The 17,708-nt window shown below is 75.4% G+C and carries 16 protein-coding genes; 9 read left to right on the plus strand and 7 right to left on the minus strand.

From position 1 onward, the window contains the following. Nucleotides 1-42: 42 nt before the first annotated feature. Nucleotides 43-1,422, minus strand: coding sequence for a phenylacetate--CoA ligase family protein (locus ACYSMR_RS14525; RefSeq protein ID WP_461746147.1), 1,380 nt, complete (start codon nt 1,420-1,422; stop codon nt 43-45). A gap of 85 nt (nt 1,423-1,507) precedes the next feature. Between ACYSMR_RS14525 and ACYSMR_RS14530 the strand changes: the two genes are divergently transcribed. Further along, complete coding sequence (locus ACYSMR_RS14530; RefSeq protein ID WP_461746149.1) at nt 1,508-2,965, plus strand: mycothione reductase; 1,458 nt, start codon at nt 1,508-1,510, stop codon at nt 2,963-2,965. A 22-nt stretch (nt 2,966-2,987) separates the two neighbouring features. On the opposite strand, the gene ACYSMR_RS14535 is transcribed toward ACYSMR_RS14530, so the two are convergent. From ACYSMR_RS14535 to ACYSMR_RS14545, 3 genes are all read right to left on the minus strand, one after another. Further along, entirely contained in the window at nt 2,988-4,886 is a 1,899-nt protein-coding gene (locus ACYSMR_RS14535) for an AMP-dependent synthetase/ligase (protein ID WP_461746151.1), read from the minus strand. 67 nt (nt 4,887-4,953) lie between these two features. Next, a complete protein-coding gene (locus tag ACYSMR_RS14540) occupies nt 4,954-5,529 on the minus strand; it encodes a hypothetical protein (RefSeq protein ID WP_461746153.1) in 576 nt (191 codons plus the stop codon). Further along, nucleotides 5,526-6,359 (minus strand): alpha/beta hydrolase, encoded by an 834-nt coding sequence (locus ACYSMR_RS14545; RefSeq protein ID WP_461746155.1) that lies wholly within the window; start codon nt 6,357-6,359, stop codon nt 5,526-5,528. The genes ACYSMR_RS14540 and ACYSMR_RS14545 overlap by 4 nt, the downstream gene beginning before the upstream one ends. A 140-nt stretch (nt 6,360-6,499) precedes the next feature. Between ACYSMR_RS14545 and ACYSMR_RS14550 the strand changes: the two genes are divergently transcribed. Beyond that, nucleotides 6,500-7,375, plus strand: coding sequence for a lysophospholipid acyltransferase family protein (locus tag ACYSMR_RS14550; RefSeq protein WP_251333576.1), 876 nt, complete (start codon nt 6,500-6,502; stop codon nt 7,373-7,375). 38 nt (nt 7,376-7,413) lie between these two features. Next, nucleotides 7,414-8,808 (plus strand): class II 3-deoxy-7-phosphoheptulonate synthase, encoded by a 1,395-nt coding sequence (locus tag ACYSMR_RS14555; RefSeq protein ID WP_374238494.1) that lies wholly within the window; start codon nt 7,414-7,416, stop codon nt 8,806-8,808. 37 nt (nt 8,809-8,845) lie between these two features. Here ACYSMR_RS14555 and ACYSMR_RS14560 read toward each other — a convergent pair whose 3' ends face one another. Both ACYSMR_RS14560 and ACYSMR_RS14565 read right to left on the minus strand, forming a co-directional pair. After that, nucleotides 8,846-10,165 (minus strand): protein kinase domain-containing protein, encoded by a 1,320-nt coding sequence (locus ACYSMR_RS14560; RefSeq protein ID WP_461746158.1) that lies wholly within the window; start codon nt 10,163-10,165, stop codon nt 8,846-8,848. A 49-nt stretch (nt 10,166-10,214) separates the two neighbouring features. Then, nucleotides 10,215-11,432, minus strand: coding sequence for a LysM peptidoglycan-binding domain-containing protein (locus tag ACYSMR_RS14565; protein WP_461746160.1), 1,218 nt, complete (start codon nt 11,430-11,432; stop codon nt 10,215-10,217). Between the two features lie 161 nt (nt 11,433-11,593). Here ACYSMR_RS14565 and ACYSMR_RS14570 point away from each other — a divergent pair, with 161 nt between their 5' ends. After that, nucleotides 11,594-11,938, plus strand: coding sequence for an Rv2175c family DNA-binding protein (locus ACYSMR_RS14570; RefSeq protein WP_461748033.1), 345 nt, complete (start codon nt 11,594-11,596; stop codon nt 11,936-11,938). 33 nt (nt 11,939-11,971) lie between these two features. Here the strand turns inward: ACYSMR_RS14570 and ACYSMR_RS14575 are convergent, their stop codons facing one another. Then, nucleotides 11,972-13,117: a polyprenyl synthetase family protein gene (locus ACYSMR_RS14575; RefSeq protein ID WP_461746162.1), complete on the minus strand. Its 1,146-nt coding sequence runs from the start codon at nt 13,115-13,117 to the stop codon at nt 11,972-11,974. A 162-nt stretch (nt 13,118-13,279) separates the two neighbouring features. On the opposite strand from ACYSMR_RS14575, the gene dinB reads away from it, so the two are divergent. The 5 genes from dinB to ACYSMR_RS14600 all read left to right on the plus strand — a co-directional run bounded on the left by dinB (nt 13,280) and on the right by ACYSMR_RS14600 (nt 17,697). Continuing rightward, nucleotides 13,280-14,512: a DNA polymerase IV gene (dinB, locus tag ACYSMR_RS14580; RefSeq protein ID WP_461746164.1), complete on the plus strand. Its 1,233-nt coding sequence runs from the start codon at nt 13,280-13,282 to the stop codon at nt 14,510-14,512. A 104-nt stretch (nt 14,513-14,616) separates the two neighbouring features. After that, a complete protein-coding gene (locus tag ACYSMR_RS14585; protein WP_251333573.1) occupies nt 14,617-14,985 on the plus strand; it encodes a DUF3040 domain-containing protein in 369 nt (122 codons plus the stop codon). Between the two features lie 312 nt (nt 14,986-15,297). Continuing rightward, nucleotides 15,298-15,729, plus strand: a complete 432-nt coding sequence (gene mraZ / locus ACYSMR_RS14590) for a division/cell wall cluster transcriptional repressor MraZ (protein ID WP_461746167.1) — start codon at nt 15,298-15,300, stop codon at nt 15,727-15,729. A gap of 226 nt (nt 15,730-15,955) precedes the next feature. After that, nucleotides 15,956-16,960 (plus strand): 16S rRNA (cytosine(1402)-N(4))-methyltransferase RsmH, encoded by a 1,005-nt coding sequence (gene rsmH, locus ACYSMR_RS14595; RefSeq protein WP_461746169.1) that lies wholly within the window; start codon nt 15,956-15,958, stop codon nt 16,958-16,960. Then, a complete protein-coding gene (locus tag ACYSMR_RS14600; RefSeq protein ID WP_461746171.1) occupies nt 16,957-17,697 on the plus strand; it encodes a hypothetical protein in 741 nt (246 codons plus the stop codon). The genes rsmH and ACYSMR_RS14600 overlap by 4 nt, the downstream gene beginning before the upstream one ends. Nucleotides 17,698-17,708 lie beyond the last annotated feature (11 nt).

The following is a 17,708-nucleotide window of genomic DNA, read 5'->3' on the forward strand; positions in this document are numbered from 1 at the left end:
CCGTGCGCGGGGCGGGCCCTCCTCCGGGAGGTCCCGCCCCGCTCACGCCGAGTACACCTCGCGGAACTTCCCGGTCCGGTCGGGCCGGGGCGGCTCGGCGGAGTGCTCGACGCGCACCGCGCCCAGTCCGTGCTCCGCGAGGAAGGCGCGCAGCCGGGCGTCCACGGCCGCGCGCACCGCGCCCGGATCGGCGCCGGGCGCCGGGTCCAGCCGCACGACCAGCACGTCGGGGCCCGTCCGGACCGCCTGGAACCGGCGCACCCCGGGGGTCTCCCCGACGACCGTGCCCAGCGCGAGGGGCAGGACCGGCACCGCGCGCCCGCCGGCCGCGCGGAAGGGGAGCGCCTCCCCGGTGCGGCCCTCGACCCGCACCACGGGCAGCGGGCTGCCGCACGGGCACGGCCGGGCCGAGACCTCGACGCGGTCCCCGAGGTCGTAGCGGATGAGGGGCTGCACGCGGTTGGCGAGGTTGGTCACCAGCACGGTCGAGGAGGTCCGGCCCGGGGGCACCGGCCGGTGCTGCTCGTCGACCGGCTCGAGCAGGTACCAGTCGGCGTTGACGTGCAGCCGCCCCCGGGGGCAGGCCACGGCCAGCCCGGGCACCTCGGACGCGGCGTACTCGTCGAGGACCGGGCAGCCGAAGGCCCCCCGGATCCGCTCGCGCGCCGCCGCGGTGAGGACCTCCCCGCCGACCGCCACCAGCGCGGGCGCGATCCGCAGCCGGCCGGCCTCCTGCTCGACCGCCAGCAGCGCCAGGGCGCTCGGATAGCCCAGCAGCACCGTCGGGCGCAACGCGTCGAGCTCCGCCACGAGCTCCCCGGCGGGCCTCAGCACCGACAGCACCCGGACCCGGTCGGCCAGGAACCGGCTGCGCCGGCGCACGTCCTCGGCGGCGGCCGCCGCGGCGAAGTGCCCGCCCGTGGCGACGAGCACCCCCACGCGCAGGCCGTGGTGCAGCACGGGCCCCACCACCCCGGGCCGGAGCACGCTGCGCCGGGCCCGGACGCGCAGCACGACGTCGGCGACCGTCCACGAGCGCCGGTCGTGGAGCAGCACGACCGGCTCGCCGCTGGTCCCCGAGCTCGTGACCACGTGGTACCGGCCGAGGTAGGGGGCGCCCGCCGGGACCGGGCCGGCGAGCACGTCCCGGCGCACGGACGCGAGCGTGACCTCGGGGTCGGTCACCCACTCGTCGAAGTGCGCCATGAGCTCCCGCTTCGCGACCGGGGGGAGCACCCGCGGGTCGGCGACGTCGGCGGGCAGGCCCCGGTACAGCCGGCGGTAGTACGGCGAGCCCGCCCGGGCGTGCCGCACGAGCTCGCCCAGCCGGGTCCGCTGCCGTCGGGCCAGGGCCTCGGGGCCGGCGTGCTCGGCCCACCACGCGTCGCCCGCGACGCCCAGCGCGCCGAGCCTGTCCCGCATCGTCCGCCCCCCGCCGACCCGTTCCGGTCGCTCCAGCGTAGGCCCGCCCGCGGGTCCGCGCGAGGCCCCGCATAGGATGGGCGCCATGCGAGAATTCGATCTCATCATCATCGGCTCCGGCTCCGGCAACTCCATCCTCACCGAGGACTACGACGGGCTGGACGTGGCGATCATCGACGGCGGGACCTTCGGCGGCACGTGCCTGAACGTGGGCTGCATCCCCACGAAGATGTACGCCTACCCGGCCACCCTCGCCCGCCGCGCCGTGGAGGCCGACCGGCTCGGGGTGGACGTCGAGGTGCGGGACGTGCGCTGGCGGCAGATGCGCGACCGGATCTTCGGGCGGATCGACGCGGTCTCCTCCGGGGGCCTCGACTACCGCCGGTCCCTGCCGCACGTGACCGTCTACACGGAGCACGTGCACTTCATCGGCCCCCGCACGCTGTGCACGGCGTCGGGCGAGGAGCTCACGGCCGCCCAGATCGTGGTGGCCTCCGGCTCCCGCCCCGTGCTGCCGGAGGTCCCGGGCATCGACCTGCCGCAGGTGCACACCTCGGACACCGTGATGCGCATCGACGAGCTGCCCCGGCGGGTCGTGGTCGTGGGCGGCGGCTACATCGGCGCCGAGTTCGCCCACGTCTTCTCGAGCCTGGGCTCCCGGGTGACCCAGGTCAACCGCTCCCACCGCCTCCTGCGCTACCACGACCCGGAGATCGCCGAGCGCTTCGCCCGGGAGGCGTCGCGGCAGTGGAAGCTCGAGATGGGCTGGTCCCTGAGCGCGATCGAGGAGTCCGGCGGGGAGGGCTCCGCCGTGACGGTCACCTTCCGCGACCCCGAGGACCCGGAGCTGACCCTGCGCCTGCCCGCCGACGTCGTGCTGGTGGCCACCGGGCGGCAGCCCAACACCGATCTGCTGCACGCGCAGACGGGCGGCCTCGACGTGCGGGAGGACGGCCTGCTGGCCGTCGACGAGCACCAGCGCGCCCTGTCCGGGGGCGTGCCGGCCGAGGGCGTGTGGGCGCTCGGCGACATCAGCTCGCCCTACCAGCTCAAGCACGTGGCCAACGCGGAGGCCCGCACGGTCCAGCACAACCTGCTGCACCCCGACGACCTGCGCGCCACGGACCACCGCTTCGTGCCCTCCGCCGTGTTCACCAGCCCGCAGATCGCCTCCGTGGGCATGACCCAGGAGGAGGCGGAGGAGTGGGCGCTCGAGCACGGCACCGAGATCACCGTCAAGGTCCAGGACTACGGCTCCACCGCCTACGGGTGGGCCATGGAGGACCGCACCGGGCTGTGCAAGCTCATCGCGGAGAAGGGCACGGGGCGGCTGCTCGGCGCCCACCTGGTGGGGGAGGAGGCGTCGGTGCTGATCCAGCCGATCGTCCAGGCGATGTCCTTCGGCCTCGACGCCCACACGATGGCGCGCGGGCAGTACTGGATCCACCCGGCGCTCACCGAGGTCGTCGAGAACGCGCTGCTCGGCCTCGAGGTCCCGGAGCACTCCCCGCTGGAGCCCGAGGCGCTCGCCGGCGGCCGGTGACCCGCACCGGCCGCCGGGCGGGTCAGCCCTCGCCGCGGCCGGGCAGGTGCGCGTGGGAGAGCCTCTCCCGGATCCGCTCCGCCGCCCCGGCCGCCGCGGGCTCGGGGGCGGGGCGGGAGTAGATCTCCTCGATCTGCGCCCCGAAGTCCTGGGCGATCTTCGCCCGCTTGATCTTCATGGACGGGGTCAGGTGGCCGGAGGCCTCGGTCCAGTCGACGTCGAGGATCTCGAAGGCCCGGATGCCCTCGGCCCGGGAGACCGCCTTGTTGGCCTGGTCGACGATCTCCTGGACGTGCTCCACGATCCGGGGGTGGCGCGCGGCCTCGGCCACGGGCATCGCCGGGTCCAGGCCCATGAGCTCGAGCCGGGCCGGGAGCACCTCCTGGTCCAGGGTGATCAGCGCCGCGACGAACGGGCGGTCGTCGCCCACGACCATGACCTGCGAGACGACGGCGGAGGCGCGGATCGGGTCCTCCAGCACGTTGGGGACCACGTTCTTGCCGCCCGCGGTGACGATGATCTCCTTCTTGCGCCCGGTGATGCTCAGGGCCCCGTCCTCGTCGAGCTCCCCGAGGTCCCCGGTGCGGAACCAGCCGTCGTCGAAGGCCGCGGCGGTGAGGTCCTCGCGCCCGTGGTAGCCGCGCATCACGTGGGCGCCGCGGACCTGGACCTCCCCGTCGTCGGCGATCCGGATCTCGTTGCCCGGCAGGGGCAGGCCCACCGTGCCGATCTTGCCGATCTCGGGGGTGTTGACCGCGATCGGGGCGGTCGTCTCGGTGAGGCCGTAGCCCTCGACGACGTACACCCCGATCCCGTTGAAGAAGTGGCCCAGGCGCGGGCCGAGCGCGGCGCCGCCCGAGACAGCGTGCGTGACCTCGCCGCCCATGGCCTCGCGCAGCTTCGAGTAGACGAGGCGGTCGTAGAGCGCGTGGCGGGCGCGGAGCAGGGGCAGCACCCGCCCGGCCTGCTCGGCCTTCGAGTAGGCCACGGCGGTGGTGACGGCGCGCGTGAAGATCAGGGCCTTCAGCTTCCCGCCCTTCTCCGCCTTGAGCCGGGCGCTCTGGTAGATCTTCTCGAACACGCGCGGGACCGCGAGGATGAACGTGGGCCGGAACGACGCCAGGTCCCCCATGAGGTTCTTCACGTCCGGGGTGTGGGCCAGCACGGTGCCGGTGTACAGGGCGATCACCTGGACGAAGCGGGCGAAGACGTGGGCCAGCGGCAGGAACAGCAGGGTCCGGGCGCCCGGGTGGATGATGTCGGAGACCACGAGCGCCGTGTTCTCGCACAGCCGCACGAAGTTGCCGTGGGTCAGCTCGCAGCCCTTGGGCGGGCCGGTGGTGCCGGAGGTGTAGATGATGGTGGCGATGTCCTCCAGGGTGCGCGACGTGCGGCGCGCCTCGAGCTCCTCGTCGGTCACGCCCGCCCCCGAGCGTTCGAGCTCGTCCAGGCCGGTCCCGGTGCCGTCCAGGCGCCAGATCCGCTCGGCGGCGGCGAACGGCGTCTCCCGGGCGGCCTCCACGACGGTGTCCTCCAGCGCCTCCGTCTCCACGAAGATCGCCTTGGCGTCGGAGTCGCCCATGATCCAGGCGATCTGCTGGGCGGAGGACGAGTCGTAGACGGGGACGGGCACCGCGCCGGCGTACCAGACGGCGAAGTCGGCCAGGGTCCACTCGTAGCGGGTGCGGCTGAGGATGCCCACCCGGTCCCCGGGCTCGATCCCCGCCGCCACCAGACCCTTGGCCACGCCGCGCACGGCCGCGAGGAACTCGCGCGCGCGCACCTCGCGGGCCGGGCCGTCCGAGGCCAGGACGGTGTACAGGTGCGGGTCCTCGGGCCGCTCCGCCTGCATCCGGAGGAAGTCGGTGATGCTGCGGTGCACTGGCGGGTCCACGAGGGCGTCGGTGGCGACGTGGCGCATGGGGTCTCTCCTCGGATCAGGGTCGGGCGTCGCCCCCAGTCTAGTGAGTTGCCTCACGCAAACTCCGTCAGACGCGGGCGCCGTCGTCGAAGTCGTCCCGCTCCTCGGGCAGGGAGTGCAGCAGGTGGCCGATCGCCGCGACCACGGCGGCGAGCCCGGTCACGGTCGCCCACCACGGCATCGAGCCGGGGAGCAGGGCCAGGACCACGAGCAGCACCGGCGCCCCGACCAGGATCGTCCACGCCAGCAGCGCCCCCGGGCTGAGCCCCTGGGTGACGGGGCCCGGGTCAGGGGAGTAGGCGGCGTCGTCCTCCTCGGCGGGGGCCCGGTCCTCCTCGGCGGGGGCCTCGGCCTCCGCGGCCCGGCGGTCCTCCGGCGGCCCCGCGGTCCGGGTCTCCCCGGGATCCCCGGTCTCCCCGGGATCCCCGGTCCCCCTGGCGTCCTCGGTGCTCCCGGACTCCTCGGTGCTCCGGGACTCCTCGGTCCCCCCGGTCCCGCGGGGACCGCCGGCCTCGGGGGGCCGCTCGCCGGGGGCGGCGAGGTGCCGGTCCCCGGCCCGGCGCACGTCCTCGAGCTCCGCCACGATCCGCGCCCACTCCTCGTCGGGGCCCGGCACCGCCCCGCCCGCGGGCCCGGGGCTCACCGGGCGCCCCGCGGGCGGGAGCGGTCGAGGGGCAGCGCGGTCACGGGGTTGCGCCCCTCCACGAGGTCCCGCACGAAGCGCGCGGAGCGTGCGTTCACCACGTCCGCCTCGCGGTCCAGGGTGGCCACGTGGTAGCTCTCGGCGAGGCGCACGACGGCCACGTCCCCGCCGGCGTGGCGCAGCACGTGCCGGTGGGACAGCTCGGAGACCACGTGGTCGTGCTGCGAGCGCAGCACCAGCACGGGGGCGGTCACGGCGGGCAGCATCCTCCGGGTCCGGGTCATGAACCGGCCGAGCTCGGCGACCCCGGCCACGGGGGTGCGCGGATAGGCGTGCTCGGTGACCCCCGGCAGGCTGATGTCGTCGCCGACGCCCGGCACGGAGGGCACCGCCCGGTGCAGCGCCGCCGCGAAGCGCGCCGTGCGGCTGACGAGGGACAGCGCCGGGTTCAGGACGACGACCCCGTCCACGGGCAGCAGGGCGGCCAGGTGCAGGGCCAGGGTCCCGCCCATCGACAGCCCGCACACCACCACGACGTCGTGCCGGGCGCGCAGCTGCCGGACGTGCTCGGCCGCGTGGTCGCGCCACCGCTGCCACGGGGTGGCGGCGAGGTCCTCCCAGCGGGTGCCGTGCCCGGGCAGGAGGGGGCCGACGACCTCGGCGCCGGCCCCGTGCAGGGCCGCGCCCCACGGGCGGACGCTGAACGGGACGCCGGTGAACCCGTGCAGCACGAGCACGCCGGCGGGGCCGGTCGCGGGAAGGCGGAACGGGGCGGCGGGGTGCTCCCCGGCGGCGGGGGCCGGACGTGGGTGCTCGACCGGATGCGTCATGGCTCCATGATGGCAGGCGGCGGTGCGGGGAGCTGGCTCCGGCCGCCACGCGGACGTGAGAGAATACCGGAGGCCGGATCCGGTCCTCGCGGCGGGGACCTCCGCGTCCACCCGATCAGCACGAAGGAGTCCTCTCCCACATGGTCTACATGTTCCTCAAGCGCTACGTCGTCGGACCCCTGGTCAACGTCGCCTTCCGGCCCGAGGTCCGCGGCCTGCACCACGTGCCCGCCGAGGGACCGGCCATCCTCGCGAGCAACCACCTGTCGGTCTCCGACTCGGTGTTCATGCCCGTGGCCGTGCCCCGCCAGGTGTTCTTCCTGGCGAAGGCCGACTACTTCAACGGCCCGGGGCTCAAGGGCCGGGTCACGTCGGCGTTCTTCCGGGCCATCAACCAGATCCCGATGGACCGCTCCGGTGGCCGGGCCAGCGCCCGGTCGCTGAGCGCCGGTGGGCGCAAGCTCCAGGAGGGGCAGCTGCTGGGCATCTACCCCGAGGGCACCCGCTCGCCCGACGGGCGCCTGTACAAGGGCAAGATCGGCGTGGCGCGGCTCGCCCTCGAGAGCGGAGCCCCGGTCGTGCCCATCGCGATGGTCGGCACCGACAAGGTCCAGCCGATCGGCGCGCGGATGCCGCTGCCCCGCCGCAAGGCACGCGTCGCCACCGTCTTCGGCGAGCCCCTGGACTTCTCGCGCTACCAGGGCCGGCAGGGCGAGCACGCCCTGCTGCGCGAGGTGACGGACGAGATCATGCACGCCATCCAGGCCCTCTCGGGCCAGGTGTACGTGGACGTCTACGCCGCCGACCAGAAGCGGCGCCTGGCCGAGCAGAAGCGCCACGAGACCAAGCAGGCCGCCGTCGAGCTCGTGGGCAGCGCCAAGGACAAGGCCCGCTCCGCGGCCCACACCGCCGCCCAGTCCGCCAAGCACGCCGCCGACAACCTCACCCACCGCGACCGCCCCCAGGACCAGGACTCCGCCCGGGCCGACGACGCGGTGCCGACCACCGAACCCTGATCCCCGACCGGGCCGCCCCGGACGAGACATAGGAAGACATGATGCTCGACTTCACCGTTCCCGACAGCCTCCGACACCTGGCCGCCCCCGTGCCCTCCGCGGCCGACTACCCCGGGCTGGACGACTGGCGGGAGCTCGTCGCCGACCAGCAGCCCACGTGGCACGACCACCCCGACTTCGCCTCCTCGATCGCCGAGCTCAGCGCGGTCCCGCCGCTGGTGTTCGCCGGCGAGGTGGACCAGCTGCGCTCCCGCCTCGCGGAGGTCGCCAACGGCCGGGCCTTCTTCCTGCAGGGCGGCGACTGCGCCGAGACCTTCGAGGGGGCGACCGCCGCCCGGATCAGCGCCCGCGTCAAGACGCTGCTGCAGATGGCCGTCGTCCTCACCTACGGCGCGTCCATGCCGGTCGTGAAGATGGGGCGCATGGCCGGGCAGTTCTCCAAGCCGCGCTCGTCCAACGACGAGGTGCGGGACGGCACGACCCTGCCGTCCTTCCGCGGCGAGATGGTCAACGGCTTCGACTTCACCCCGGAGTCCCGGGTCCACGACCCCCGGCGCATGGTCCGCGGGTACCACACCTCCGCGTCCACGCTGAACCTCATCCGGGCGTTCACCACGGGCGGCTTCGCCGACCTGCGGCTCGTGCACGCGTGGAACATGGGCTTCACCACGAACCCGGCCCACGCCCGCTACGAGTCCCTCGCCCGCGAGATCGACCGCGCGGTGAAGTTCATGGACGCCTGCGGCGCGGACTTCGACGCCCTGCGCACCACCGAGTTCTACGCCGGGCACGAGGCCCTGCTGCTCGACTACGAGCGGGCGCTGACCCGCATCGACTCCCGCACGCACCTGCCCTACGGCACGTCGGGGCACTTCCTGTGGATCGGGGAGCGCACCCGCGAGCTCGACGGCGCCCACGTGGACCTGCTCTCCCGCCTGCGCAACCCCATCGGCGTGAAGCTCGGCCCGAAGACGACCGGCGACGACGCGCTGGCCCTGATCGACAAGCTGGACCCGCAGCGGGAGCCCGGCCGGCTCACCTTCATCACCCGGATGGGCGCGAAGAACATCCGCGAGAAGCTGCCTCCGCTCGTCGAGGCCGTGGAGCGCTCGGGCGCCAAGGTCGTGTGGGTGACCGATCCCATGCACGGCAACACCGTGTCCCTGCCCTCGGGGTACAAGACCCGCAACTTCGACGACGTCGTGGACGAGGTCCGCGGCTTCTTCGAGGTGCACGAGGCGATCGGCTCGTTCCCCGGCGGCATCCACGTGGAGATGACCGGCGACGACGTCGCGGAGTGCCTGGGCGGCGCCGACCCCGTGGACGAGTCCTCCTTCGAGGACCGGTACGAGTCGCTGTGCGACCCGCGCCTGAACCACATGCAGTCGCTCGAGATCGCGTTCCTCGTGGCGGGCTACCTCTCCCGCCGCTGAGCGCGGGCACCGGCCGGGGCCGGGACCGTGCCGACCGTCACAGGACGGTGGGGACGGTCCCGGCCCCGGCCGTCTCCCGGACGCTCCCGTGCAGGGCCGCCTCGTGCCGTCCCGCCCCGGTGAGGTGCTGCCCGGCGAGCCCGGACAGCGTGCCGTGCGCGTCCGGGGCGCCCCCGGGGGCGCCGGCCGCGGAGCCGATGAGCCAGCCCAGGAACGCCGCCGCGGCCACGGCGAGGGCGACCAGGGCGAGCGCCGCGGCCGTGCGCAGGGGGCGGACCGGGCGCAGCTCGATCGCGGGCCGCCACGGGTCCGAGGAGCCCCGGGGCAGGGCGGCGGCGTCCTGCGCGGCGGCCGGGCCGGGCACGCCCAGCACCCGGGTGCGGTCGTCGGCCCGTCCCAGGACCTCCGTGGCGGGCCCCGGGGCGGGACCGCGTCCCGTCGTGCCGTCGAGCACCTCGGCCGGCCCGTCCCCGTGCCGGGGCGGGGGGTCGCCGGGCCGGCGGTCGAGCTCCCCGGGGCGCAGCCCCGCCCGGACGGTGCGCAGCTCGGCCAGCAGCCGTCCGGCGTCGGCGGGCCGGCGGGCCGGCTCGCGCGCGGTGGCCCGGGCCACCAGCAGCGCCACGGCGGGCGGGACGCCGGGGGCGAGGGAGCGCACGTCGGGGACGGCCCCCTCGACGTGGGCCCGGGCCACGGCCAGCGGGGCGCCCACGAACGGGCGGCGGCCGGCGAGCAGCTCGAACAGGACGATCCCGGCCGAGTAGACGTCGGAACGGGCGTCCACGGCCCGCCCGGCCACGAGCTCCGGCGCGGCGTAGCCCACGGTCCCGAGGACGGTGCCCGTGGGGGTGTTCTGGTCGACCGCGCGGGTCAGGCCGAAGTCCGCGACGGTGACCCGGCCGGTGCGGCCGATCAGCACGTTCTCCGGTTTCACGTCCCGGTGCACCAGCCCGGCGCGGTGGGCCGCGGCGAGACCGTCGAGGACGGGGTCCAGGACCTCCAGCGCCTCGCGGGCGGTCAGGGCGCCCCGCTCGTGCAACAGGTCGCGCAGGGTGGAGCCCTCGACGAGCTCCATGACGAGGTAGGGCAGCCCGTCCGGGGCGCGGCCCTGGTCCAGCACGGAGACCACGTGCGGGTGGGACAGCTTCGCCGCGGCCCGGGCCTCGCGCACGAAGCGGTCCGCGGCGGCGGGGTCCTCGGCGAGGTGGGGGTGCATGAGCTTCACCGCGACGGTGCGCTCCAGCCGGGTGTCCACGGCCCGGTAGACGGCGGCCGTGCCGCCGCGGGCGATCCGCGGGCCCAGCTCGTAGCGGCCCTCGAGGACGGTGCCGGTCAACGGGTCGGGAGCGGCGTGCTGCACGGGGCCAGCCTAGGACGCCGCGCTGGGGGAACGCTGGGCCGGGGGCGGCTCACCCGCGGAACTCGGCGCGGTGGGCCTTCACGCTCTTCACGTAGTGCTTCGTGTCGTCGTACATCCCGTACTTCTTCACGCCGTGCAGACCCTGGTAGTACGCGCCGATGGCCACCTCCGTGCTCGGGGCGCTGCGGCCGAGCTGACGGATGATCGCCACACCGGCGGTGATGTTGTCCTGCGGGTCCAGCAGGTCCAGCTCCCGGCCGACGAGACCGGACGCCCAGGCGCCGGCGTCGGGGATGACCTGCATCGTGCCCACGGCGTCGGCGGGGGACACGACCCGGTGGTTGAACCCGGACTCCTGGTAGGCGTGGGCCAGCGCGAGGGACGGGTCCACGCCCATCCGCACGGCGGTGTCGTGCACCATGCGCCGGATCTGCTCCGGGCCCGGCGCGGGACGGGCCGCGAGCTCGGCGTGGTGGCGGTTGGCGGAGTCGACCACCCGGTCCCCGTACGTGCGCCCGAGGAACGTGTCCCCGACGGCCCGCTGCGCCTTGGGCTCCGCCGCGGGCTCCGGAGCGGACTCCGCCGCGGGCTCCGGAGCGGCCGCCCGTGCCGGAGCGGGCCCCGCCACGGACAGCCGCTGGCCCGGGCGCAGCAGGGAGCTGACCGTGAGGTCGTTGGCGTCGAGCAGCTGCTGGACCGACACGCCGTGGGCCTGGGCGATGCCCCACAGGCTGTCCCCGGCCCGCACGGTGTAGCCGCCCGGGGAGGCCTTCTGCGCCGGCGCCGCCCCCGCCGCCGCGGATCCGGTGCTCCCGGTCCCCGGACGGGAGCTCGCGGCGGGCTCCCCGGCCAGCCGCAGCTTCTGGCCCGGCAGCAGCAGGGCCGCGCCGGAGAGGTCGTTCCAGCGCATCAGGTCGCCCACCGCGACGCGGTGGCGCTGTGCGATCCCCCACAGGGAGTCGCCCGGCGAGACGGTGTGCACGGGCGCCGCGGAGCCCTTCTGCCCGACGAGGGCGGGCGCGGCGGCGACGTGGGCCGGCGGTGCGGGGGCGGCGTGGGCCACCGTGCTGCCGCCCAGCGCGGCGAGCGCGGCCACGGCGGTGGCGGCGGTGGCGGCGGCGGACCCGGTGCGGGCGCGGCGGGCCCAGCCGGGGGCGCGGTCCCCGGTCGTCCCGGCGTCCCGGCCGGGCTCGGCGGCGAGGGGGGTCGCGGGGCCGTGCTGTGCGTCGTTCGGGTCGGTCGTGTCGCTGTCGGGGGAGTACGGCATGAAGGGGCTCTCTGACGCTGATCGGGGAAGGCGCGGATGGCTCAGCGATCTCCGCGGGTCGAGCATATCGCGGCGGGCCCGCGTGGCACGGGCAGGCACGGACGTGGCACCCTGTAGGCGTGAAGAACACAGCCGGAATCAGCACCGAGGAGTTCGACCGCATGGACGCCCTCGTCCAGGAGTGGTTGCCCCTGCCCGACATCGCCGAGCAGCTCGGCCTCGTCGTGACCCGCGTCCACGGACTCGTCGACGACGGGACCCTGCTGGCGGTGCGCAACCCGCACGACGGCGTGCGGCGCGTCCCCGCCGCCTTCCTGATGGACGGGGCCGTGCTCGACTCCCTCCGGGGCACGGTCGCGGTCCTGCGGGACGCCGGGTTCACCGACACCGAGGCGATCACCTGGCTGTTCACGGAGGACGAGTCCCTGCCCGGCCGGCCCATCGACGCCCTGCGCGACGGCCGCAAGACGGAGATCCGCCGCCGCGCCCAGGCCCTCGCCTGGTGACCCCCGCCTGAGCCGCGCCCGGCCGGGCGCGGCTCAGGCGGCGCGGCGCACGGCCGCGGTGGCGAGCGCCCGCAGCGCGGCCATCGGCACCGGACCGGCCCCCAGCCGGTCGAGCGCCGCGAACGCCTGGCCGCTGAGCGCGTCGATCAGCTCCTCGGTCGCCTGCAGCGCCCCGCAGGCCGTGATCAGGGCCCGGAGCCGCCGGACGTCGTCGTCGTCGAGGTCCTGGCTGCCCAGGGCGGCCTCGAGCTCGGCGATCTGCTCCTCGGAGCCGCGGCGGCGGACGAAGCCCACCAGGACCGTGCGCTTGCCCTCGCGCAGGTCGTCCCCGGCGGGCTTGCCCGTGGTGGCCGGGTCCCCGAACACGCCGAGCACGTCGTCGCGCAGCTGGAAGGCCTCGCCGAGCGGCAGCGCGAACGCCGAGCACCGCGCCAGGGCGGGCTCGTCCGCTCCCGCGAGGGCCGCACCGAGGGCGACGGGGTGCTCCACGGAGTACTTCGCGGACTTGTAGCGGATCACGTCCAGCGCCCGCTGCACGGCGCCCGCCCGGTCCTGGCCCGCGCCGGCGACCTCGCCCTGGACGTCGAGGTACTGCCCGACCATGACCTCCGAGCGCATCAGGTCGAACACGGCGCGCGCCCGGGCCGCGCCCGGCAGCTGCGCCGCGGCGGCGGCGAACAGCTGCTCGCTCCACGACAGGCACAGGTCCCCAGCCAGGATCGCGGAGGCCACCCCGAACGCCGGCCCGTCCAGCTGCCACGACTCGGCGGCGTGCAGGCCCTCGAACCGCCGGTGCACGCTCGGCGCGCCCCGGCGGGTGTCCGAGCGGTCGATGACGTCGTCGTGGATCAGCGCGGCGGACTGGAACAGCTCGAGCGCGGCCCCCGCCCGGGCCACCGCCGGGTCCTCGGGGTCGCCGCCCGCCGCCCGCCAGCCCCAGTAGCACAGCCGCGCCCGCAGGCGCTTGCCGCCCGAGGACAGGGCGGCGACGGCGTCCAGCAGCGGCAGCGCGTCGGCCGAGATGCCGGCGAGCACCGCACGCTGCCGGTCCAGGAACTCCTCCAGCTCGGCGTGCAGCCGGCGGACGAACCCCTCGTCCTCGGCGCGGAAGGCCGCCACGGCGTCGAGCGGGGCGTCGAGCGGGGCGTCGGGACGGGGCTGGAGCGGCGGGGGCGTCATGGGCGGTCGACCTCGATCTCGGTGCGGCGGCGGACGGGCGGGCGCCCGCGGGATCCGCCCCAGCCTACCGAAGCCCCGTGCCGCTGCCCGGGCCGGCCGGTCCCGCCCCGCACCGATGTCCGCGGCGCTGACTATGCTGTGGCCGGTGCGGGAGGAGGACGGGTGAGCGGGACGTCGAGGGACCAGCTGGCGCGCTGGCGGGCGTGCGCCGTCATGCACGTCGACATGGACATGTTCTACGTGGGGGTGGAGCTGCTGGCCGCGCCCGGGCTGCGCGGGCGCCCCGTCATCGTGGCGGCCTCCGGCAACCGGTCGGTCGTGCTCTCGGCCTCCTACGAGGCGCGCGCCTTCGGGGTGCGCTCCGGGATGCCGCTGGCCCGCGCCCGCGCCCTGTGCCCCGGCGCGGTCCTGCTGGAGCCCCACCGCCGCGCGTACGACGACTACTCGCGGCGCGTGATGGCGATCTTCGCCGAGATCACCGACCGCGTCGAGCAGGTCAGCGTGGACGAGGCGTTCCTGGACGTCTCCGGGGCCGTGCGCCGGCTCGGCCCGCCCGTGCAGATCGCCCGCCGGCTGCGCACCCGGATCCACGGCGAGCTGGGCCTCACCGCCTCCGTGGGCATCGGGGCGACCAAGACCGTCGCGAAGATCGCCTCCACCCGCTCCAAACCGGACGGGCTGCTGCTGGTCCAGCCGGAGGACACCATCGCCTTCCTCGCCGAGCTGCCGGTCTCGGCGCTGTGGGGCGTCGGCGACCGCACCGCCGAGGCCCTCGCCGGGGCCGGCCTGCGCACCGTGGGGGAGCTCGCCGCCGCTCCCGTCCCGCAGCTGGTGCGGGTCGTCGGCCCGGCCGCCGGCCACCACCTGCACGAGCTCGCCAACGGACGCGACCCCCGGCCGGTGGTCCCCGTCCGGGAGGAGAAGAGCCTCGGCGCGGAGGAGACCTTCGCCGAGGACGTCTCGGACACCCGGGTGCTGCGCGAGACCCTCCTGCGGCTCAGCCACCGCACCGCCTCCCGGCTGCGCCGCCAGGGCCTGCGGGCCCGCCGGGTCGGCCTGAAGCTGCGCTACGCCGACTTCACCACCATCACGCGCTCCCGGACGCTGGCCCAGCCCTTCACCTCGGCCCACGACCTCCTCGAGCACGGGGTGGGGCTGCTCGCGGAGCTGGGGGAGCGGCCCCAGGCGGTGCGGCTCATCGGGGTCCGGGCGGAGCGGCTGGAACCGGCCGGCGACGCCCTGCAGCTGAGCCTCGACGGCCGCGAGGAGGAGTGGGGGGCCGCGGAGCAGGCCATGGACCGGGTGCACGCCCGCTTCGGCGCCGACCGGCTCGGCCCCGCCCGGCTCCTGCCGCCCGCCCCGCGGGACCCGGAGGGGGAATTCAGAGGGTGTTGACAGCCGCCGTCGCGGTGCCAATTCCGCACCCGACGGTCTATCCTGGTAGCACGCGGCGCCGGAACGGCCGGGCAGTCCGCACCCGAAGGATGAGGAGGCATACCGTGCCACTGTCCGAGCACGAGCAACAGCTCCTGGCGCAGCTGGAGAAGCAGCTCCACGCGGACGACCCGCGCTTCGCCACGAGCATGGGCTCCCGGGCCGTCCGGGGGGCCTCCACCCGCAACATCGTCCTCGGCATCGTCGTCGCCGTCGTCGGGCTCCTGGTCCTCCTCGGGGGCGTCGTGCTCAAGTCCGTCCTGGTCGGCGTCCTCGGCTTCGTCATCATGGGCGCCGGGGTCTACTTCGCGACCCTGCGCTCGGGCAGGCCCCGCTCCGCGGGCGGCAAGGGCAGCGCAGCCCGCCGCTCGTCGCCGTTCCTGCAGAACCTCGAGGAGCGCTGGGACCAGCGCAACTCCGGGGGACAGCCCTAGACCCCTCCACGACCCCCCACCCCGCGCCCCACCGGGCGCGGAACCACCGCCCCACCCGCTCCCCGGCGTCCCGCCGGGGAGCTTTTTCCGTCCGGGGCGGACCGGGGCCCCGCGTCCCGCCCCACCTCCCTCCCCGCCGCACCCCGCCCGGCCCGCCCTCTGCCACCTGGGACGACGTCCGCCGCACGGCGCGGCGGCCGCGCCACGCCGGGGCCGGGCGGGGCCCGTGTTCGTTGACCGGGGAGTGAAGTGGAGTAAAGTGGGGCCAAGAGAGAGGCCAGGGAGAACTCTCGGGCTGAAGAGGCGGTGGGTGTGTTTCTCGGAACGTACTTACCCCGCCTCGACGAGAAGGGCCGCGTGATCCTGCCGGCAAAGTTCCGCGAGGAGCTCGCCGACGGGCTCGTCCTGACCCGCGGGCAGGAGCGCTGCCTCTACGTCTTCAGCATCCGGGAGTTCGAGCGGGTCCACGAGCAGCTCCGGGCGGCCCCGCTGTCGTCCAAGCAGGCCCGGGACTACATCCGTGTCTTTCTCTCCGGGGCCTCGGACGAGGTCCCGGACAAGCAGGGCCGAGTCACGATTCCCCCGCCGCTGCGGGAGTACGCGGGACTCGACCGGGAGCTCGCCTTCATCGGGGCGGGCACCCGGGCGGAGATCTGGGACGCCCAGGCCTGGAACGACTACCTGACCGAGAAGGAGGCCGTCTTCTCCGACACCGAGGAAGAAGTGGTGCCCGGGCTCTTCTGAGCGAAGAGCCCACCGAGACGCACCCGCGGACCCCGCGGACCGTTTCCCGGATGAGATCTCCAGCCGCGCAGCCGTCACCGTCCTGACTCACCTTCCCCTGAGGCAGGCCGGATTCGAGGGACGGCCAGCGGATGGGGGTCTGATCCTGGAAGAACCGCTGCCGCACCCCGGCGTCGCCCCCACGGCGCCGGCCACTGTGACCGACCGACCGCCGAAGAGAGGGTTCATGGTGCAACGCCCAGCCGAGCAGCTGCACGTCCCCGTGCTGCTCGACCGCTGCCTGGACCTGATGGCTCCCGCGCTCCAGGAGGACGGCGCCGTGGCGGTGGACGCCACGATGGGCATGGGCGGCCACTCCGAGGCCCTGCTGCGCCGGTTCCCCGGCGTCCAGCTCGTCGCCGTCGACCGCGACCCGCAGGCGCACCAGCTGGCCGGGGCCCGGCTCGCCCCCTTCGGCGACCGGTTCCACCCCGTGCACACCACCTACGACCGGATCCCGGAGGCCCTCGCCCGGCACGGCCTCGACCGGGCCGACGCCGTCCTCTTCGACCTCGGCGTCTCCTCCCTCCAGCTCGACGAGCGCGAGCGCGGCTTCGCCTACTCCTACGACGCGCCCCTCGACATGCGCATGGACGCCACGGCCCCGGTCACCGCCCAGGACGTGGTCAACGACTACAGCGAGGCCGACCTGCGCCGCATCCTCCGGGACTGGGGCGAGGAGCGCTTCGCCGTGCGCATCGCCCGGGCCATCGTCGAGCGTCGGGCACAGGCCCCGCTGCGCACCACCGGCGAGCTCGTGGACGTCGTGCGGGCCGCCGTCCCGCAGGGCGCCCAGCACCGCAAGGGCCACCCCGCCAAGCAGACGTTCCAGGCGCTGCGCATCGAGGTCAACGAGGAGCTCGACGTGCTGCGCCGGGCGATCCCCGCCGCGCTTGAGTCCGTGCGCGTCGGCGGGCGCGTCGTGGTGATGAGCTACCACTCCCTCGAGGACCGGATCGTCAAGCAGGCCTTCGCCCACGGGGCGTCCTCCACGGCCCCGAAGGGCTTCCCCGTGGAGCTCGAGGAGCACAAGCCCACCCTGCGGATCCTGACCCGGGGCGCTGAGGCCCCCACCGCCCAGGAGATCGCGGAGAACCCCCGTGCCGCGTCCGCGCGGTTGCGCGCGGTCGAGCGCATCCGGGAGAACGCACACCAGCACGCACCACAGAAGGCACAGAGGAACAGGGCATGAGCGGAACCGGACTGCAGCGACGACCGGCCCGTTCGGCCACCCCCCGCGCGGGGATCGGCGCCTGGGCCGCCCGCCGCGGGCACCGGCCCCCCACGGAGGGCAGCACCGCCCGCCAGCTCGAGGCACCGTCGCCGCGCCCGACCGGCTCCACCGCCACCGCCCCCGTCCACCCGACCGGGTCCACCCGCGCGCCCCTGTCCGTCGTCCCGTCCCGGGCCCGGCGCCGGCGCGTGTCCACCGTGGTGGTCAGCCTGATCGCCCTCGTGGTCGCGCTCGCCACCATCCTCGTGCTCAACATCCAGATCTCCGACGGCCAGTACCGCCTGGTCGAGCTGCGGGCCCAGGAGCAGGCCCTGAGCCAGCAGAACGAGGCCCTCACCCAGGACCTCGAGTTCTACAACGCCCCCCAGAACCTCGCGGTGATGGGCGCGGACCTCGGCATGGTCCCCGCGCAGGGCTCCGGCACGGTGGACCTCACCGACGGGACGGTCGAGGGCGACCCCCTCCCGGCGCAGGCCCAGGAGGACCACGAGATCCTCGTCGACCACGCCCACCAGACCGGTTCCGAGGCCGCGGACCGCGCCGCCCAGCGCGCGGAGGACCGTGCGCGCGAGAAGGCGGAGCAGGAGCGCGAGGAGGCCCGGGAGCAGGCCCGCCAGGACGAGGCGGCCGCCACCGGCACGCAGTCCAACGGCGGCTCCCTCCAGGCCCCGCAGCAGCGGGCCCCCGGCAACTGACCCGGGCGCCG

Source organism: Kocuria sp. U4B (assembly GCF_054875615.1).

Excerpts from the sequence above, each read along its gene's own strand:
- ACYSMR_RS14525 (WP_461746147.1), bottom strand. The coding sequence starts at position 1,422 with ATGCGGGACAGGCTCGGCGCGCTGGGCGTCGCGGGCGACGCGTGGTGG.
- ACYSMR_RS14530 (WP_461746149.1), top strand. The coding sequence starts at position 1,508 with ATGCGAGAATTCGATCTCATCATCATCGGCTCCGGCTCCGGCAACTCC.
- ACYSMR_RS14535 (WP_461746151.1), bottom strand. The coding sequence starts at position 4,886 with ATGCGCCACGTCGCCACCGACGCCCTCGTGGACCCGCCAGTGCACCGC.
- ACYSMR_RS14545 (WP_461746155.1), bottom strand. The coding sequence starts at position 6,359 with ATGACGCATCCGGTCGAGCACCCACGTCCGGCCCCCGCCGCCGGGGAG.
- ACYSMR_RS14550 (WP_251333576.1), top strand. The coding sequence starts at position 6,500 with ATGGTCTACATGTTCCTCAAGCGCTACGTCGTCGGACCCCTGGTCAAC.
- ACYSMR_RS14555 (WP_374238494.1), top strand. The coding sequence starts at position 7,414 with ATGATGCTCGACTTCACCGTTCCCGACAGCCTCCGACACCTGGCCGCC.
- ACYSMR_RS14565 (WP_461746160.1), bottom strand. The coding sequence starts at position 11,432 with ATGCCGTACTCCCCCGACAGCGACACGACCGACCCGAACGACGCACAG.
- ACYSMR_RS14570 (WP_461748033.1), top strand. The coding sequence starts at position 11,594 with ATGGACGCCCTCGTCCAGGAGTGGTTGCCCCTGCCCGACATCGCCGAG.
- ACYSMR_RS14575 (WP_461746162.1), bottom strand. The coding sequence starts at position 13,117 with ATGACGCCCCCGCCGCTCCAGCCCCGTCCCGACGCCCCGCTCGACGCC.
- rsmH (WP_461746169.1), top strand. The coding sequence starts at position 15,956 with ATGGTGCAACGCCCAGCCGAGCAGCTGCACGTCCCCGTGCTGCTCGAC.
- ACYSMR_RS14600 (WP_461746171.1), top strand. The coding sequence starts at position 16,957 with ATGAGCGGAACCGGACTGCAGCGACGACCGGCCCGTTCGGCCACCCCC.